The 17,062-nt window shown below is 55.8% G+C and carries 13 protein-coding genes; 6 read left to right on the plus strand and 7 right to left on the minus strand.

Features of this window, described 5'->3' with window-relative positions:
• Position 1 precedes the first annotated feature (1 nt).
• Positions 2–598 (plus strand): DUF1080 domain-containing protein, encoded by a 597-nt coding sequence (locus ACFE8Q_RS19535; RefSeq protein ID WP_375447118.1) that lies wholly within the window; start codon positions 2–4, stop codon positions 596–598.
• A gap of 27 nt (positions 599–625) precedes the next feature.
• Here the strand turns inward: ACFE8Q_RS19535 and ACFE8Q_RS19540 are convergent, their stop codons facing one another.
• Complete coding sequence (locus ACFE8Q_RS19540; RefSeq protein ID WP_375447119.1) at positions 626–4,843, minus strand: ATP-binding protein; 4,218 nt, start codon at positions 4,841–4,843, stop codon at positions 626–628.
• Positions 4,844–5,160: 317 nt separating this feature from the next.
• Here ACFE8Q_RS19540 and ACFE8Q_RS19545 point away from each other — a divergent pair, with 317 nt between their 5' ends.
• A complete protein-coding gene (locus tag ACFE8Q_RS19545) occupies positions 5,161–5,745 on the plus strand; it encodes an RNA polymerase sigma factor (protein ID WP_375447120.1) in 585 nt (194 codons plus the stop codon).
• An 11-nt stretch (positions 5,746–5,756) separates the two neighbouring features.
• Here the strand turns inward: ACFE8Q_RS19545 and ACFE8Q_RS19550 are convergent, their stop codons facing one another.
• Positions 5,757–6,875, minus strand: a complete 1,119-nt coding sequence (locus tag ACFE8Q_RS19550) for a hypothetical protein (RefSeq protein WP_375447121.1) — start codon at positions 6,873–6,875, stop codon at positions 5,757–5,759.
• A 64-nt stretch (positions 6,876–6,939) separates the two neighbouring features.
• Positions 6,940–7,431, minus strand: coding sequence for a VOC family protein (locus ACFE8Q_RS19555; RefSeq protein WP_375447122.1), 492 nt, complete (start codon positions 7,429–7,431; stop codon positions 6,940–6,942).
• Between the two features lie 92 nt (positions 7,432–7,523).
• Between ACFE8Q_RS19555 and ACFE8Q_RS19560 the strand changes: the two genes are divergently transcribed.
• Together ACFE8Q_RS19560 and ACFE8Q_RS19565 are read left to right on the plus strand one after the other, a co-directional pair.
• Complete coding sequence (locus tag ACFE8Q_RS19560) at positions 7,524–8,426, plus strand: DnaJ C-terminal domain-containing protein (RefSeq protein WP_375447123.1); 903 nt, start codon at positions 7,524–7,526, stop codon at positions 8,424–8,426.
• An 11-nt stretch (positions 8,427–8,437) separates the two neighbouring features.
• Entirely contained in the window at positions 8,438–8,728 is a 291-nt protein-coding gene (locus ACFE8Q_RS19565) for a chaperone modulator CbpM (RefSeq protein WP_375447124.1), read from the plus strand.
• 278 nt (positions 8,729–9,006) lie between these two features.
• Here the strand turns inward: ACFE8Q_RS19565 and ACFE8Q_RS19570 are convergent, their stop codons facing one another.
• The 3 genes from ACFE8Q_RS19570 to dnaG all read right to left on the minus strand — a co-directional run bounded on the left by ACFE8Q_RS19570 (position 9,007) and on the right by dnaG (position 11,924).
• A complete protein-coding gene (locus ACFE8Q_RS19570) occupies positions 9,007–9,222 on the minus strand; it encodes a hypothetical protein (RefSeq protein WP_375447125.1) in 216 nt (71 codons plus the stop codon).
• Between the two features lie 6 nt (positions 9,223–9,228).
• Complete coding sequence (gene tssD / locus ACFE8Q_RS19575; RefSeq protein ID WP_375447126.1) at positions 9,229–9,663, minus strand: type VI secretion system tube protein TssD; 435 nt, start codon at positions 9,661–9,663, stop codon at positions 9,229–9,231.
• Positions 9,664–9,791: 128 nt separating this feature from the next.
• On the minus strand, positions 9,792–11,924 hold the full coding sequence (dnaG, locus tag ACFE8Q_RS19580; protein ID WP_375447127.1) for a DNA primase: 2,133 nt from the start codon (positions 11,922–11,924) through the stop codon (positions 9,792–9,794).
• Between the two features lie 77 nt (positions 11,925–12,001).
• Here dnaG and ACFE8Q_RS19585 point away from each other — a divergent pair, with 77 nt between their 5' ends.
• Together ACFE8Q_RS19585 and ACFE8Q_RS19590 are read left to right on the plus strand one after the other, a co-directional pair.
• Entirely contained in the window at positions 12,002–15,274 is a 3,273-nt protein-coding gene (locus ACFE8Q_RS19585) for a glycoside hydrolase family 2 TIM barrel-domain containing protein (protein WP_375447128.1), read from the plus strand.
• A gap of 16 nt (positions 15,275–15,290) precedes the next feature.
• Positions 15,291–16,802, plus strand: a complete 1,512-nt coding sequence (locus ACFE8Q_RS19590) for an amidase (RefSeq protein ID WP_375447129.1) — start codon at positions 15,291–15,293, stop codon at positions 16,800–16,802.
• Here ACFE8Q_RS19590 and ACFE8Q_RS19595 read toward each other — a convergent pair.
• Positions 16,794–17,012 carry a VF530 family DNA-binding protein gene (locus ACFE8Q_RS19595; RefSeq protein ID WP_375447130.1) on the minus strand — a complete coding sequence of 73 codons (219 nt, stop codon included), beginning with the start codon at positions 17,010–17,012 and terminating at the stop codon, positions 16,794–16,796. The two genes, ACFE8Q_RS19590 and ACFE8Q_RS19595, sit on opposite strands and share 9 nt — an antisense overlap.
• Positions 17,013–17,062 lie beyond the last annotated feature (50 nt).

Here is a 17,062-nt window from a genome sequence, read left to right on the forward strand (position 1 = left end):
TATGCTTCGATTCCTTTTCGCTTTCTTACTATCGGGCTTGTTCATAGCGATGGCCCCGGCCAAAAAAGTTACGCTTTTCAACGGCAAAGACCTGACGGGCTGGAAAATATACGGCACCGAAAAATGGTACGTCGACAACGGTGAGCTGATCTGCGAAAGTGGCCCCGACAAGCAATATGGGTATCTGGCAACCGAGCAGATGTACAAAAATTTCGACCTGTCGGTGCAGTTTAAGCAGGAGGCGAATGGCAACAGCGGCGTTTTTTTTCGGTCGTCGATCGAAGGCACGAAGATCAGCGGCTGGCAGGTCGAAGTGGCCCCCAAAGACCACGACACCGGCGGCATCTACGAATCGTATGGCCGGGGCTGGCTGGAACAGATTCCACCCGACAAAGAAACCATTCTGAAACCTGGTGAGTGGAACACATTGCGCATACGCGTTGATGGCGACCATGTACAGACGTACCTGAACGGTACGCCGATGGTGGATATGCACGACGCTAAAATTGGGGCCGCCAATGGGTCTATAGCCCTGCAAATCCATGATGGCGGCGGCATAAAAGTACGCTGGCGCAAGCTGGTCCTGAAGCCGTTGTAGGTACGTTGACAGGCTACCCCGGGTTGGTTAGTCGGCTCCAGATAACGAACCGTTTTGATCGTTAAGCTGAAGCTTCGGATAAACGCCAAAACGCTGCTGATACAAGCGGGAAAAATACGAAACCTTCTGAAAGCCAACGTGATGCGCTACCTCTTTCACCGTTTTGTACCGATCTTCTTCAATCCATTCGTAGGCCGTTTGCAGGCGGACTTCCTGCATAAAGTGAATGGGCGAAAAGCCAGTCAGCGTTTTCAACCGCCGGTAGAAATGGCGCTGACTCATGTTGACGGCATCGGCCAGGTCGTTTACCTGAAACCGGCTGTCGGTCAGGCTATCGACAACCAGCGTTTGAATACGTTGTAGCCAGATAGCGTCAGCACCGGATGCGCCCCCACCGTTGATTGCCTCATCGGCGATGGGGGTCTCACCAATCGATGGCAACCAGAAGGACCGTTCGTGGGCGCGGTCGAGCAGATTCTGAACACGCGCCAACAACTCATCTTCATCGAAGGGCTTTGTGAGGTAATCGGCTACCCCCAGTTGCAAAGCCCGCAGGCGCACATCCTGGTTGAAACGGGCCGTGAGCATGATCACCGGAATATACCGTAGGGTCCCCTCCTGCCGAATGGTTTCCAGCATGGTCATACCATCCATTTCGGGCATCATCATATCGGTCAGAATCAGATGGGGCAGCGTACCTGACTTTTGCCCGGCGGCGAGCCAGGCCAGTGCTTCAACACCATTCCGGCACCAATGGCAGGTGTAATGCGGAGCCAGTAAGAGTTGCATGTAACCCGCCATATCCGGGTTATCTTCCACGATCAGCAGGCGTTCTGGCTGGGTAGCCGTTTCTGTTTCGGCTACTGATTCGGCCAGAAGTGGCTCCGCCAACAACGGATACGGAACGGCTTCCGGGAGCGCCACCGCTCGTTTAGGGTACGTAAACGTAAACGTACTTCCTTTTCCCAGCGCACTTTCGATCGTCAGTATCCCCTGCCACAACTGGCAATATTCCTGGCAAAGGGCCAGCCCAATGCCTGTTCCGCCCTGCAACGGTGCTTCGGGCCTGCTCGACTGATAGTACCGTTCCACCACATGAGGCAGGTCGTCGGGGTGAATACCACGCCCGGTATCCTTCACCGATATACGTACCTGACCTTGGGCATCGTGTAGTTCAATCGTGATCGTTCCGCCACTAGGCGTAAACCGTAAAGCGTTGGCAATCAGGTTACGCAATACAGTTTCGAACTTCGGCGCGTCGAGCAGCATACCGATGGGCCGGTCCAGCCCCACCATCTCCAGCGAGATAGCGGCAAAACCGGCCTGTGTGCTAAAGGCGGTTACGGTGCGGGCAATTACCGCCCGCAGATCAGCCGGTTGCGCATCGAGTTGTAGCTGGCCTACTTCGAGTTTTCCCAGGCCAAGTAAATCGTTGACCAGTTCCTGCAAGTGCCGGGCGTTACGCTCCATCGTCGACAGCAATCGCTGGGTCGGAGCATCGGTATGGAGTTTGGTCAGGTACGTTAGTGGGCCAAGGAGTAGGGTTAATGGCGTGCGAAACTCATGGGTAACGTTGGCAAAAAAGCGGGCCTTCAGGGTAGCATTTTCCCGAAGCGCCGCGGCCTGTTGCTCAATAATGGCTTTATCACCTTTGATTCGGGCCGTACGGTTGGCCACTTCCGCTTCGAGCCGAACGGTCTCTTCAACCAATACCCGATTACGCCACCGAAATAGGGCCAGTGTCCCCCCAACAGCAACCACAAAGCAAAGTACGATAAACCACATCCGTTTATAGAACGGCGGATGAACAACCACCGGAATAGTCAGTGTATCCGACACCCACTGCCCGTTCATGTTCTGCATACGCACCTCGAGCTGGTAGTCGCCCGCGGGTAAGCCATTGATACGCAGATCAGTTTGATTTTGTGTCGCCCAGGCCTCCTGCCAGCCCCCAATGCGGTACCAAAGTCGGGTCTGCCCCAGAAACCGGTAATCAAGCAAAGCAAATGACAGGGAAAACGCCCGGCTCGACGGCAGAATCTGAACTGGCTGCTCGGGTCGGTACGTACCCATATAGTCGGTCATGGTCCCGTTATTACCGTCAAGCTGCTGAAACTGGGTAACAACCAATGGGGAGCTTATCGACGCGCTGGCCTGCATCTGATTGGGCCAGAAAGCCGTTACGCCATCCAGCCCGCCCAGAAACAACCGGCCATCGGGGGCCTGGTAGCTGGATGTAAAGTTGAACTCTTCGTGCGAGATACCATCTTTGGGCAGATAGGTCTGAAAGCGCTCGGTTTTTTTGTCGAAGCTTACCAGGCCATAGTCTGTTGTGAACCAAAGCCGGTTTTTATCCCCTCGGCGGGCCGGATCGGGGTGGTCGGTATAGAGGCAATACAAGGTCGAATTCAATAGCCCGTCTGCCTGTGTATATTGCTTATACTGGCCCGTGGCGCGATCCCAGCGTACCAGCCCACCGCCACGCGTAGCCAGCCAGTACCGCCCCGGCTGGTCTGGGTCTGCGTGTAGGTAAGTAATGTGGTTGAAAGGCAGTTTTTTCGGGGCCGGTAGCTCCACGCTATAGCGATCTACGATGCCACGCAGCGTATCCAGCACATACAACCCCGAAGTCGATGCCACCCACAGGCCCCCAGCCTGCCGGTCGGGAAAAAACCCGTTGACTCGATTGACGGCCAGTTCGGGCCAGTTGTTATAGCGCGTAAACGGAACGGCGCGCTTTTGAGCTACATCGAAATAGCCCATCCCCTCATTGTAGCCAAGCCACAGGTTGTTGCGCCCGTCGGCACTGATGGCCCAGCACATGTTTTTTTCGCCCCGCAGCGGATACTGCGTAATTGTTTTTTTCGACGGGTCAATCAGTGACAGCCCCCCATGACCACTCCACAAAGCCCCGCCACCAGCGCTGGCAACGGGCTGCTGGTTATACAGATTGGCTTTCTCGACCAAAGGCAAAGGCAGGCCCAGCGCACGGCTACCCGTCTTCAGATCAACAAGCCAGCTCGTTGTGGCGTTGATCCACAGGTGATTGCCTACCTGCAAAAGCCCCCGGGTAGCGGCCCCAAAATCGCCGGCCTTGTTGGGTTGCCGGTATAAATACCGGGAAAACTGATTTGGCGTGAGCGTAAACAGCAATACCCCGTTGCTCGACCCCAGCCAGACCACACCAGTTCGATCTATGTGCAAACTACTGAAGCTCACCGGTATCTGGGCCAGCGAAAAACCGGAAGCAACCAGATCAAACACAACGCCCCGGGTTGGGCTCCAGGCAAAAAATACGCTTTTACCCATAAACCAGAACAGGTCATGGTGGGCGTCGTACACAACCCGGTTGTCTATTCGCGAAAAAGGCGTTTGCCCCTGCTCGGGCAAGTCAAGGAAAGGGCTATTCACAAACCCGATGGGCATATTGGTCAATTGCCCGCCAGGGGTGAGCCGATACATAAACTCGGTAAACTGGTGTGCTTCCAGGCGTGGCAACGTACCTGGTTTATCGCTGCCTTCCACTAGTTTAACCAGGTAAATACCGCCCTGCGCATCCGTACAAACAGGCCGCATCAGTTTGGGCAACGCCTGCCGACGCCGGACGTTTCCCACTGAGTCGAGTGCAACAAGTGAATAGTGCGTCTTTGTGGTGTCGCTGCTGATCAACAACAGATCGCCCGTTGCCGTAGACGAGACGGAGTTTAGCAGAACGGGGGTGGGTGACCTGTAAATGAGTTTTAGTGTCGCGTTTGCCTTGTAGCGATAAACCCGGCCGCATGGCTGGAAAAGCACCAGCGGTTTGGCCGCTGCCGTAGTCTGCCCACGCTGACCGATTACATAGGTTGGGAAAAGATGGTAGTGGGGCGACGAAGGCACCGGAACCGTGTGTAGAACCAGTTTCTGTTTGCCAGGCACCCACTGCTCAACCCATTGATCCCTTTCGGAGCGTGCTTTAAAAAACCATAACGAACCGGCCTGATCGGCCCTGATTCTGTCGACATAGGCGGGCAACTGACCACGCGAAGGCCGCGACTGGTCGGGTAAGGGCAGAAAGCGGTTTCCATCAAACCGATAGGCATTATTGAGCGTACCAATCCACATGAATCCCTGGGCATCCTGACCCATATCAACCACCGAGCGGTTGGCTAGCCCCTGCTCAACCGAGAAGTGACGTATCTGAACAATATAAGGCGGATCGGCGGCAATAACCGGCACCCCGGCGGGGCTATTTGCCTGAGCCAAAGCCAGTACCAGCCTGGATTAGAAAATAACCCATTAACAGATACTGACGAAAGTAGGCATGTAACCGGCTCACCGAATAGATACTTTAATGTTAGTGAAAGTACCCAATTTCTCGGTTCAACAACTGATTTTGTCCAATTCGGGGCTCATTTTGGCTAAAACGGGTACTACAACTGTACAGTTATTTGTATCACTTAAATAACCTATCGGCGTATTGTGTTTTTAACCAGTCAGTTGCGCAGCCTGACGCTGTTGGCAACCGTGGTTTTCCAAGCCGCCCCGCCACTCATCAGTACACGTACATTATCCAGCTTAGTATGCTTTCCTCATTCGTAACAAAACCACTTTCTGATCAGGAGTTGATTGCGTTTTACCTCCAGACAAACGATCAACGGTATTTTACCAGCTTATACAACCGCCATCGCCAGCGGGTCTACCAGATCTGTCTGACTTACATGGGCAACTCCGACGATGCGGATGATTTCGTGCAGGAAATTTTCATGCGGCTGATGGATCGGCTGGCAACCTTCCGGGGCAAATCGCTCTTCGGCACCTGGCTCCGGTCGGTAGCGGCCAACTATTGCCTGGACCAACTCCGAAGGCGCAAGCGCGAACAGGTACTCTGGGTACGTTACCGACTTGAGTTCAGCGTAACCGGCACACACTGGACAACGGTTTTCGACGAACCAAACAACCAGCCTGCCTACGAAAGACTGTTTAATCAGCTTCCCACCGGGCAGCGCGATTTACTGTATAGCAAATACGGCATTGGCACGTCGATCAACGACATTGCCTTCCGCCAGGGGTTGACACCCAGTGCGGTGAAAATGCGGCTCAAACGCGCCAAGGAACACGCCAACAGCCTTTACAAGCAGCTACAGGTCGAGGACGACTCTATGTAAGCCGACCGGCTTTACTTCAGATCGATGTAGGACATGGTGTGCACCTCGTCGGCGTTTTTGTTCACAAACTTCTTATCAGGCTTATCGTAGTTGCTGATATAGAGCCGCTTTCCCTTCAGCAACACTTCGGCGGGTTGATCCAGTCGACCGTCATGACCATCGGTATCGCCATTCTGCGCCAGCGTAGTCAGGGTGCCGTTGGCCAGATTAACGGTCATGATGGCGTTTTCTCTGGAGTTGCAGAAGTACATCGTGTTGGTGGCCCGGTCTATGATCAGACCATCGACGCAGTTGTTTGGCTTGCTTACGGTCAGCACCTCCTTCGAGGCAAACGTACCGTCGGGTTTTAGCGTTACCTTATACAGGGTACCGTCGCCGAACGTACCTGTATACAGGTTGCCCTGGCTGTCGTAGTCCATGCCGTCGGCCCCATTGTCGAGGCCCGTTTCGTTCACTTTCGTGGTAAACGTAGTCAGCACGTGCGGGTCCATTGTGCGTTGCTTCAACGTGATGGGCGACCCGGCGGCGGCCTTGGTCAATTCGGCAAGCGTAAAGCGGAAGATAGCACTGCCCGTCGTGTCGCCGGGCATATCCCACTGGCTGTCGGTCATGTATAGCGTGTTTCCTTTCCAGACTACGGCGTTTCCCAGGGCCAGGCCCGTTACCACCGGCCTGATCGCCTGCACCTTACCGCCCTTCATGCCGATGCACATCAGCCGCGACTTAAAGTCTTTGCTGTTCTCGTACTGGTTTTCGGCATAATACAGGTTACCATCCGGCCCAAAGGCCAGATCCATCGGGCAGGCATGTTTGGTGTCGGGCTGGATGGGCAGGTCGCTCACAAACTGCACCGAGTCGCCCACAATCTTCAGCAGAACGCCCGGGTACGTGTTGTCGGCCAGATTAGGCACCGACAGGTAAACCGTTCCATCGGGAGCCACGGCCAGCCCGTCGGGTGTATTGTATTTGTCGGGCAGGGTGGTCATCAGCACCGGATTACCAACCGTGGGGACGGTTGTTTCGGTGGCCGTGGCCGTTGTGTCGCTGGAAGCGGTTGACTCGGTTTGTTTTTGCTGGCACCGGGCCAGTAAGCCCAGGCCAATACAGCCAAGCAGTATGTAGCGGATCATGTGTACGTCGAGTTTGTCAATCAAGAGGTAAACAGGATCCGCCACACTTTGTTGAAACCGTTTATTAACGCTCTATTTCTGCCAGCAGGCCGTTCAGATTCAGGGAGCGGGTATACATCTCGATATGCCCATCTGCGGTTTGGGGCCACTCGTCGCAGGGGCGATCCCAGTATAGTTCTACGCCATTCTGGTCGGGGTCGTTCAGGTAAATTGCTTCCGATACGCCATGATCCGACGCGCCGGTGATCGGGTATTTGGCGTCGATAAGGCGTTGAAGTGCCACCGCCAGATCGCGGCGTGTGGGGTACAGAATAGCCGTATGGAACAACCCGGCGGCGCGTGTGGGCGCGGGCGGCGCGTCTTTGCTGTACCAGGTGTTGAGGCCGATATGATGGTGGTAGCCACCCGCCGAAATAAACGCCGCCTGATCACCGTACAGGGTAACCAGTTCAAAGCCCAGCAAATCCCGGTAAAAACCCAGTGCCCGGTTCAGATCGGCTACTTTCAAATGAATGTGCCCAATGCGTGTCTGGGCAGGAATGGTGTATGGAGTCATGATACAGTGGTAACCTTACTCCAATCATTTACGTTTCTAGCGTAGTAGCTGACGACTAACCACGAAGCCATAAACTGACTCTTTTCGAAACAATGGACTATATAGATTACTACAGCGTGCTGGGTGTTTCCAAAACCGCAACGGACGAGGAGATCAAGAAAGCCTATCGGAAGCTGGCCCGGAAACTTCACCCGGACCTGAACCCCAACGACTCGGAAGCCAGTAAGAAATTTCAGCAGCTCAACGAAGCCAACGAAGTACTGAGCGACCCCGACAAGCGAAAAAAATATGACCAGTACGGGAAAGACTGGCAACACGCCGAGCAGTTTGAGCAGGCTCGTCGGGAGCAACGTACCCAGTATCAGCAGGCGGGCGGTAGCGGCGGCTACTCCTATTCCGGTGGTTTTGGCGATGATAGCTTCTCTGATTTTTTCTCGTCGATGTTTGGCTCAGAAAGTGGCGCAGGTAGCGGCCGTCGGCAGGCCAAATATCGCGGCCAGGATTATGAAGCCGAATTCCGCCTCAGCCTGCGCGACGCCTACACGACGCATAAACAATCCTTGACCGTTGGCGACAAGACCATCGGTATCACCATCTATGCAGGGATCGAAAATGGGCAGAAGATCAAGCTGTCGGGCTACGGTGCACCGGGTGTAAACGGCGGCCCGAATGGCGACCTGTACATCACCTTCACCGTCGACGACGACCCGCGCTACAAACGGCAGGGCAACGACCTTCATGTAACGGAAGAGATTGACCTGGCCACGGCGTTGCTGGGTGGCGATAAAGTCGTGGAAACGCTCTCTGGCCAGGTGAAGGTGCCCGTGAAACCGGAAACACAGCCCGGTACGAAGGTGCGCCTGAAAGGCAAAGGGTTCCCGGTTTACCGGCAGGAAAACACCTTCGGCGACCTCTACGTACAATGGCAGGTAAAGCTCCCGACCAACTTGACTGACGAACAAAAAGACCTGCTTCGCAAGGCCCTCAACCGCTAACCGAACCCATTATGCCAACCAACGCGCTCATTCCGGCCCACGATTTCTGCGTGCATCATCAGGTTGAAATCACCTTCCTTTACGATCTGGCGCAACGCGACCTGATCAACATCATCACGGTTGAACAGGCCGTTTATGTTCAGCCCGAGCAACTGGCACGGCTGGAGAAACTGGTGCGCCTTCATCAGGAACTGGCCATCCACCCCGCTGACCTCGACATTGTATCTAACCTGCTGGAACAGGTCGAGCAGCTACAAAGCCAGCTCACCGACCTCCACAACCGCCTCCGCTTCTACGAATAATGTGATTGTCTTACAGGGCTTCGTACCGAATGCTGTTTTGCAGGAGCAACCCGCCGAGCGCAGTGCCAACAGCCGGGTGCCCGTCTATATTGCTGGTGAGCGCGTGTGGGGCACCGAGTCCAGCGGTTCAGCGCGTATGGCGGCAGAAGAGCCGGGTTCCCAACTAACCGTGACAGTGCTGGGTAACCCCATAACGGGCAACACTATTGATCTGAAAATCCGGGGAGCCGAGGGCCAGCCTCTGCAACTGACAAACACTGATGACACTGATGGCCCAGTTAATGCAGGCCTGAACGCATTTGCATCATGGCGATCGTACTTGGGGCGGCATCGACTTTGTTGCCTTCGGCCAGGTAGTAAAGAGCGTTGGCTCCGTCGGCCAACTCGCCGATCACCGACACCAGGCCCGCCACATCCAGCACCGTATGCGTAATGGTGCTGAATAAACCCGGCTCCCTGTCGGCGGCTGAAGGAATGGCTTCCTGAACAGGCACTTCCTGTCAGGCGAAGCTTTGGCCTGCGCCGTGGCTTTCCAGCGGCCAGTTATTGTCGTGTACGATCACGCCTACGGCCACCCGTTGCGGACTCAGACGTACCTGCATCTGCAGACTGCCCCCGCCGCTATCGCCCGGCCTGAAAACGGTTTGCAGCCCCACACAATAGGCATTAAAGAACGAAATGGTTTTCAGCGTGGCCCTGGGCGCATCCTGCATCAGAATGATGCGGCCATCCTCCTGCATGGTGGGCGAAAACATCCATTGCAGCAGAAAAGGTTTATCCGATCCCGGCGCACTCATCACACACTGGATGGTGCCGCCCAGCGTGGGCGAGGCAGGTCGACCCAGCGAATCCGTTTCCTGATGCATGCTCAGGTCGTAGCCCAGCAACGGATACTGTTCACCTTTCACTTCCAGAAATGCAGAAAATGACGTCATACCCGACCTCGTGCCTTGTTAAGAAGTGACCACCCGATACCCCAACGCCGCTAGATAGTCAATTGTTGCCAGTTAGTCTATATGAATGCCAGTCTGATTGAGTTATCGGCAGGTACGTTCACCGGGCGTTACCCCGAAATAACCGTGCCCAGCAACCGGGCGATTTCTACATCGACGCGTTTGAAGTGCATATAATCGGCCATCGCCTGATCGGACTCTGCCGGGTCGGTGACGGTGCGGATCTTCTGAAGAAGTTCGTGCATTCGCTCCTCTGCGATCAACTTTTTCAGGCGCAGAATATTGCCGTAGGCCGCCTCGGCCAGTACGCCAATGTCGGCTTCAGACGGCACAAAAATATGGAACTTGTCCTGCCACTGGTTGCTGATTTCGTACCGCTGCGTGGTGAGGCTAATAGCCTGATATTGAAGACCGTTGGCCTGTTGGGGCGTAATCGGCGCTTCGCTGACCGTTGGCCGTTGTTGCACGAAATCGTCGGCGGTCAGGGTTTCGCCCCGGTTGAAGGCTTCCCGGTAGAGTGTCAGAATCAGGTCGTAGGGCGCGTGCTGGAAGTCGATTCCGTTCAGTTCGCTGAGGATATAGTGGCAGAGGGTGATGCCCGGCTCCAGTTCGCGGGTGCCGTAATTCATCAACAGCCGGATGCACTCTTCTTCCTGATAAGCCAGCGGCGGACGAGCTGAGTCTTCAGTCCTCTGTCTTCTGTCTTCTGTTGCGCTGCCGGAGCTATTTCCGGGTGCACCTTGCCTCGTTCCATTCTGTCCAGCAGGTACGTTATCGTCTTTTGGGGCGGGCGCAATACCGGCTTCGTCGAGGAAATCGTTGAAGAAATCGGCCGGTGGGCCATCGTCAGGTACGTTCCGTTTTCCGTTGCGGGCGTCGATTCGAGCATCGCGTTCCTGTTGGCGTTCGTAGTCTTTAAGCTGCGTGTCGTGCTGTTTGCGGAGCAGACGGTTACTTTCCGAAATCAGCGTTTGCTCATCGACACTAAGCTGCCGGGCGGTCGACTGGAAAAAGACCTGCCGCTTGATGGGGTCGGGAATACGGGTGATGCTACCCACAATTTCGGTGATCACCTCTGCGCGCTTGAACGGGCTGTCGCCCGCATCTTTGAGCAGCGCCGCCGTTTTGAAGGCGATGAAATCCTGCGTATTGTGGCTCAGGTACGTCTTGAATGCTTCGGCACCTACTTTCCGAACGTAACTGTCGGGATCGTCGCCGTTCGGGAAGGTGGCTACGCTGACGTTCAGGCCTTCTTCCAGCACCATATCCAGCCCACGCAGGGCCGCTTTCACGCCCGCGGCATCACCATCATACAGGATCGTGACGTTCTGCGTGAATCGGCTGATGAGCCGGATTTGCTCGATGGTCAGCGACGTACCTGACGAAGCCACCACGTTTTTTATCCCCGCCTGATGCAGCGAAATCACGTCGGTGTAGCCTTCTGTCAGGTAGCAAACGTCTTCCTGCCGAATGGTCTGCTTGGCCTGGAAGATGCCGTACAGCACCTGGCTTTTGTGATACGCTTCGGTTTCGGGCGAGTTGAGATACTTCGGTGCTTTCGGATCGACCTTCAGAATACGGGCACCAAACGCAATGACCCGACCCGATACGTTATGAATCGGGAACATGACGCGCCCCCGAAACCGGTCGAAAATTTTGCCGCTCTCCTCGCGCGTCACGGTCAGTCCTGCTTTGCCGAGGAGTTCGGGATTATAGCCTTTTGTTTGTGCGTCTTTGAGCAGGGCGTCCCACTGATCGGGGCTGTAGCCCAGATCGAAGGCGGCAATGGTTGGGTCGGAGAAGCCCCGTTCGCGAAAGTAACTCAGGCCAATACCTCGTCCCTCGTCGGTTTTCAGCATATGCTCCTGAAAGAACGTTTTGGCGTAGTTGAGCACGATATACAGGCTCTCGCGCTCGGTATGCTTGAGTTGTTCTTCGGGCGTAACCTCCTGTTCTTCAATCTCTATGTTATACTTTTTGGCCAGATAACGCAGGGCTTCGCCATAGCCCAGATTCTCCACATCCATAACAAACCGGACGGAGTCTCCGGCTTTTCCGCAGCCAAAACACTTATAAATCTGCCGCGCCGGGTTGACATTGAACGAGGGTGATTTCTCGTTGTGGAACGGGCAACAGGCAATGTAATTACTCCCCCGCCGCTTCAACGACACAAAATCGCCCACCACTTCCAGGATATCGGCAGCCTGCCGGATACGCTCGACGGTCTCTTCAGGAATACGCATAGACGAAGATAGTCGATTTACGTAAATCGACTATCTTCCCGCTTTGTTACCGTACAGCCCAACCTATACCGTTCTTTATGTCTACCTACCTCCTTCGTGTCGCGATTGGATCTTCCTTTCTCCTGGCATTTCTGACCGGTTCCCTTCTCGCGCAACAGCCCGTTGAAATTCCGATGTACGAGAATCCGAAAGTGAGCAGCCAGAACACGGAGACACCACACACAACGCTCTGGCCTTTTCCTGCTGAACAACAAGCTATTACCGACTACAGAAGCACATCGCCCCGCATTCAGTCACTCAATGGCGTCTGGAAATTCAAATGGGTGAAGCATCCTACGCTCGTCACGACCGATTTCGGTAACCCGGCTACCCGCGATCAGGATTGGGATGATTTACCGGTGCCATCGAACTGGCAGGTGGTGGGTGCGCGGGAAGGACGCCCGTATGACCGGCCGATCTTCACCAACATAAAGCATCCATTTCCGGCCACGCCCCCCCTGATTCGGGCCGATACCAACGCGGTGGGTCTGTACCGAAAACGCTTCACCATCCCGACCGACTGGGGCGATCGGGAAACGTTTCTGCACTTCGCCGGCGTGCAGTCTACCTGCCGGGTGTTTGTGAATGGCAGGTACGTTGGCTACCACGAAGACAGCATGACACCCGCCGAATTTCGCATCACCGATGCCCTTCAGGCGGGCGAGAACACGCTGGCGGTGGAGGTCATCAACTGGTCGGACGGGAGCTATCTGGAAGATCAGGACTTCTGGCGGCTATCGGGCATTTTTCGGGATGTATCGTTGATCAGCCGTCCCAGGCTGTACCTGCGCGATCTTCAGCTAACGACGAACCTCGATGAACCCGCCTACCGGACTGGCCTCCTGAAAATGACGGCTTATGTGCGCAATCTGGCGGGGCAACAAATGCCTAAGTACCGGCTGAAAGCAACGCTCTATGATACCGACAAGAACGTGGTTTTTACAGATATCATCTCGTCGGAAACGGCCGTTGGCTCGGAGCAGGAAGGGATTATCCGGCTCAGCAAACCCGTTGACAATCTGGCGTTATGGTCGGCTGAAATGCCGAACCTGTACACCTTTACGTTGCAGTTGCTGAGCCCCGACGGGCAACCAACGGAAGCGGTAAGTCAGAAGATCGGGTTTCGGGAAATGGAAATGCGGGGTGGTCAACTGCTCATCAATGGGCAACCGGTGACGTTCAAGGGTGTGAATCGCCACGAATTCGATCCCAACACGGGCCGCGTCATCAGCCGGGAAAGCATGATCCGCGACATCAGGCTGATGAAGCAATACAACATCAACTCAGTGCGAACCAGCCATTACCCCAACGTAACGGACTGGTACGACCTCTGCGATGAATACGGCCTGTACGTGATTGATGAAGCGAATATTGAAAGCCACGACCTGTGGTATAAAGGCTACGAAATAGCCGATCGGCCCGAATGGCGCGACGCCTTTGTGGCGCGGGGCCGGGCAATGGTGGAGCGCGACAAGAACCACCCGTCGATTGTGATCTGGTCGCTGGGTAACGAAACGAGCATGGGCCAGAATTTCAACGACATGGCCAGTATCATCAAACTCGTTGATCCCACCCGCCCGATTCATTACGAAGGTCGAAAGCCCTACAACCAGACCACGCTCAGCAGCTTTGATATCATTGCCACCATGTACCCGTCGGTGGATGAGATGGTGAAACTGATGGAAAAAGACCCCACCCGCCCCGTGATCGTCTGCGAGTATGCGCACGCGATGGGCAACAGCGTGGGCAACCTGAAAGACTACTGGAATGCAATCGACAAATACCCGCGATTACAGGGCGCGTTCATCTGGGACTGGGCCGATCAGGGGCTGACGCTGCGCGATAAGAACGGGCAGTTCTACGTCGATCACATCAACTACATCGACGGAGCCAACGCCTGCGACGGGCTGGTGAACCCCGACCGCACGCCTCAACCCGAATTGAACGAAGTGAAGCGGGCCTACAGCTACGTAAAATTCATTGTGCCCGAACCGTTGACCGCGACGCAGACCAAAGTCAACCTCAAAAACGCCTACGATTTCCAGACGCTCAGCAACCTGAAACTGGTTTGCAAGCTCATGCGCAACGGCGAGGTGGTGCAGCAGGGCACGGTCCCCACGCTGACCGCCCGCGCCGGACAAACCATTCAGGTGACGGTGCCCTACAGCATTCCGGCCGTTCGGGAACCGGGCAGCGAGTACTTCCTGGTGCTAAGTCTGCAACTCAAAGAAGCAACACCCTGGGCCGCCGCCGGTCATGAAGTAGCCGCCGAGCAATTCCCGATTCAAACCGACATTCCGATGCCGCCCGTCGTTGGCATCTCGCGTATTCCCGCGTTGAAGTCGGCGCCTACGGCTGCTGGCGTATCTCTGAGCGGAGCAGACTTCAGCCTGCTCTTCAACCGCACGACCGGCGGCCTGAGCCAGTGGCTTTATAAAGGGAAAGACCTGCTGGCTGGTCAGGGCGAGGCAATGGGTGGCCTGCTGAAGCCTGATTTTTACCGCGTGCCAACGGATAATGACGAAGGCGGCGGGGCGGCCTCGTTTGCCGCCCGCTGGCGAAAGGCCGGTGTCGACAAACCGGTGGTGACCCCCGTGGAGATGCGCATCGAGAAGCTGGGCACGCAGCGGGTACGGGTTACCTGCGTCAATGACCTCGTTATGACGGGTGGCACCATTCGCCAAACCACCGAGTACCTGGTCTACGGCACGGGCGACGTGCTGGTATCGACCACTTGCACCGCAGGTACGTCGGGAGCGGGCCTGCCTCCTCTGGCCCGGGTGGGTATGCAGCTCAGCCTGCCCGCCAGCATGAGTGCCCTGGCCTGGTACGGGCGTGGCCCATTCGAGAGCTATCAGGACCGGAAAGATGCGGCCTTTGTGGGGTTATATTCGGGCTCAGTGGCCGATCAGTTTTTCCCGTATACGATGGCGCAGGAAAATGGCAACAAGACGGATGTTCGCTGGGCGCACCTGACCGATGGCGGCAATCCCGCCACGGGCCTATTGATCATGGCCGAACCCAGCGGTGCCGGTTCGGGGTTGCTGACTGTCAACGCCCGCGACTACACCGACGCAGCACTGCTAGCCGCCAAAAATCCGCACGCACAAGCCGTAGAGCACGGCAACACAACGGTGGTGAACATCGACTACCAGCAGATGGGCCTCGGCGGCGACGATAGCTGGACACCACGTACCCACGCCGAATACCAGCTTCCTGCCACCCGCACCTACAGCTACAGTTTCCGCCTCCGCCCCACCGACACCCGCACCGACCGCAAGGCCGTGGTCAACATGATCTTACCAAGGTAAACAGTAAACTTGCATTATGACTTCCACCGAATACCGCCAACATGATGCGCTGGGCCTTGCCGAACTGGTGCGCCGGGGCGATGTAACGCCGCTTGAACTACTCGATGCAGCCATTGCAGAAGCTGAAGTTCAGAATCCGGCGATAAACGCTATTGTAACGCCGCTTTACGAACAGGGCAGGCGGATGCTCGATCAATTGCCCGACGGAGCAGCGGCGGCCGATATGCCGTTCCGTGGTGTACCGTTTCTGCTGAAAGACCTTGAACTGGAATGGGCCGGTACGCCCATGAAATCGGGTTGCCGGGGGTATGCCGGGTACGTCTCTACGGCCGATAGTTTTGCAGTAGCGAAATACAAACAGGCCGGCTTAATTTTCTTCGGTAAAACCAACACGCCCGAGTTTGGTCTGTCGCCCTATACCGAATCGCAGTTGTATGGACCGGCCCGCAACCCCTGGAACCTGGCCTACTCGCCGGGTGGCAGTAGCGGCGGGTCGGCGGCGGCGGTGGCAGCGGGCATTGTACCGGCTGCCTCGGCCAGCGACGGCGGGGGTAGCATTCGCATTCCGGCCTCCTGTTGCGGCCTGTTTGGACTGATGCCGTCGCGGGGGCGTGCCTCACTGGGGCCGGGCTTTGGCGAAATGTGGCAGGGAGCTGTGCGAAGCCATGTGGTATCCCGAACGGTTCGCGATAGCGCTGCCTTTCTGGACGTTATTGCCGGTATGTCGCCGGGCGATCCTTATACGATGGGTACGTCGCCTGAGTCATTTTTGAGTCAGGTGGGGAAAAGGCCGAAAAAACTGCACATTGCCCTGACTACACAACATCCTTTTCCTGGCCAGCAGACCCATACAGAGTGTGTGCTGGGTGTACAAAAAACGGCTAAACTACTCGAAAGCCTCGGCCATACGGTAACCGAAATCGCGCTGCCCTACGATCATACGGTACTGAGCGAAATGTACCTGACAATGGTGCTGGGTGAAACCGGCGCTACCGTCCGAGAACTGGCCGATTACCTGAAACGACCTGCCCGTCGCGAAGATATGGAGTTGAATACGTGGGCGTTATCCCGCATCTCGGAGGCTTATTCTGCCGCTGATTTTTCGTACCAGAAACGGCACTGGAATACACTGGCCCGCCGCATGGGCCAACTACACGAAACGTATGATCTGCTGTTGATGCCGACCCTATCGCGTCCGCCCATCCGTATTGGTGAGTTGCAGAATACACCCGCCGAAAACCAGTTGATCAAGGTCATCGATACCGTTGGCGGCTTGAAACTGCTGAAAGGCAGCAAACAGATTGACCAGCTTGCCGAAAAATCGTTTGGCTATATTCCCTTCCCGCCCATCGCCAACATAACGGGCCAGCCGTCGATGTCGGTGCCGCTGCACCACTCGGCCGATGGCTTGCCGGTGGGGTCTATGTTCACGGCGGCACTGGGTAATGAAGCGTTGCTGTTTCAGCTTGCCGCGCAACTGGAAGAGGCTCAACCCTGGGTCGGTAACTGGCCAACTGGCTTAGCGTAAACTCTTCAGGTACAGCCCTTCAACGCGCTGCCGGGCCCAGTCGGTTTTGCGCAGAAAGGTCAGGCTCGATTTAATGCTGGGGTTTGTCCTGAAGCAGTTGATCGGTATTCGTTCGGCCAATTCTTCCCAGCCATAGCGGTCAACGAGGTGTTCCAGAATAGTAGCCAGCGTTAGGCCATGCAGGGGATTATTAGGTTGCGGTTCAGGCATACTATTTAAAAAAAAGTGGTCATTAAATAGTCATCAGGTGGTCATTGATA

This window comes from uncultured Fibrella sp. (assembly GCF_964250085.1).
GTDB lineage: Bacteria > Bacteroidota > Bacteroidia > Cytophagales > Spirosomataceae > Fibrella.

Excerpts from the sequence above, each read along its gene's own strand:
- ACFE8Q_RS19535 (WP_375447118.1), top strand. The coding sequence starts at position 2 with ATGCTTCGATTCCTTTTCGCTTTCTTACTATCGGGCTTGTTCATAGCG.
- ACFE8Q_RS19545 (WP_375447120.1), top strand. The coding sequence starts at position 5,161 with ATGCTTTCCTCATTCGTAACAAAACCACTTTCTGATCAGGAGTTGATT.
- ACFE8Q_RS19550 (WP_375447121.1), bottom strand. The coding sequence starts at position 6,875 with ATGATCCGCTACATACTGCTTGGCTGTATTGGCCTGGGCTTACTGGCC.
- ACFE8Q_RS19555 (WP_375447122.1), bottom strand. The coding sequence starts at position 7,431 with ATGACTCCATACACCATTCCTGCCCAGACACGCATTGGGCACATTCAT.
- ACFE8Q_RS19560 (WP_375447123.1), top strand. The coding sequence starts at position 7,524 with ATGGACTATATAGATTACTACAGCGTGCTGGGTGTTTCCAAAACCGCA.
- ACFE8Q_RS19565 (WP_375447124.1), top strand. The coding sequence starts at position 8,438 with ATGCCAACCAACGCGCTCATTCCGGCCCACGATTTCTGCGTGCATCAT.
- tssD (WP_375447126.1), bottom strand. The coding sequence starts at position 9,663 with ATGACGTCATTTTCTGCATTTCTGGAAGTGAAAGGTGAACAGTATCCG.
- dnaG (WP_375447127.1), bottom strand. The coding sequence starts at position 11,924 with ATGCGTATTCCTGAAGAGACCGTCGAGCGTATCCGGCAGGCTGCCGAT.
- ACFE8Q_RS19585 (WP_375447128.1), top strand. The coding sequence starts at position 12,002 with ATGTCTACCTACCTCCTTCGTGTCGCGATTGGATCTTCCTTTCTCCTG.
- ACFE8Q_RS19590 (WP_375447129.1), top strand. The coding sequence starts at position 15,291 with ATGACTTCCACCGAATACCGCCAACATGATGCGCTGGGCCTTGCCGAA.
- ACFE8Q_RS19595 (WP_375447130.1), bottom strand. The coding sequence starts at position 17,012 with ATGCCTGAACCGCAACCTAATAATCCCCTGCATGGCCTAACGCTGGCT.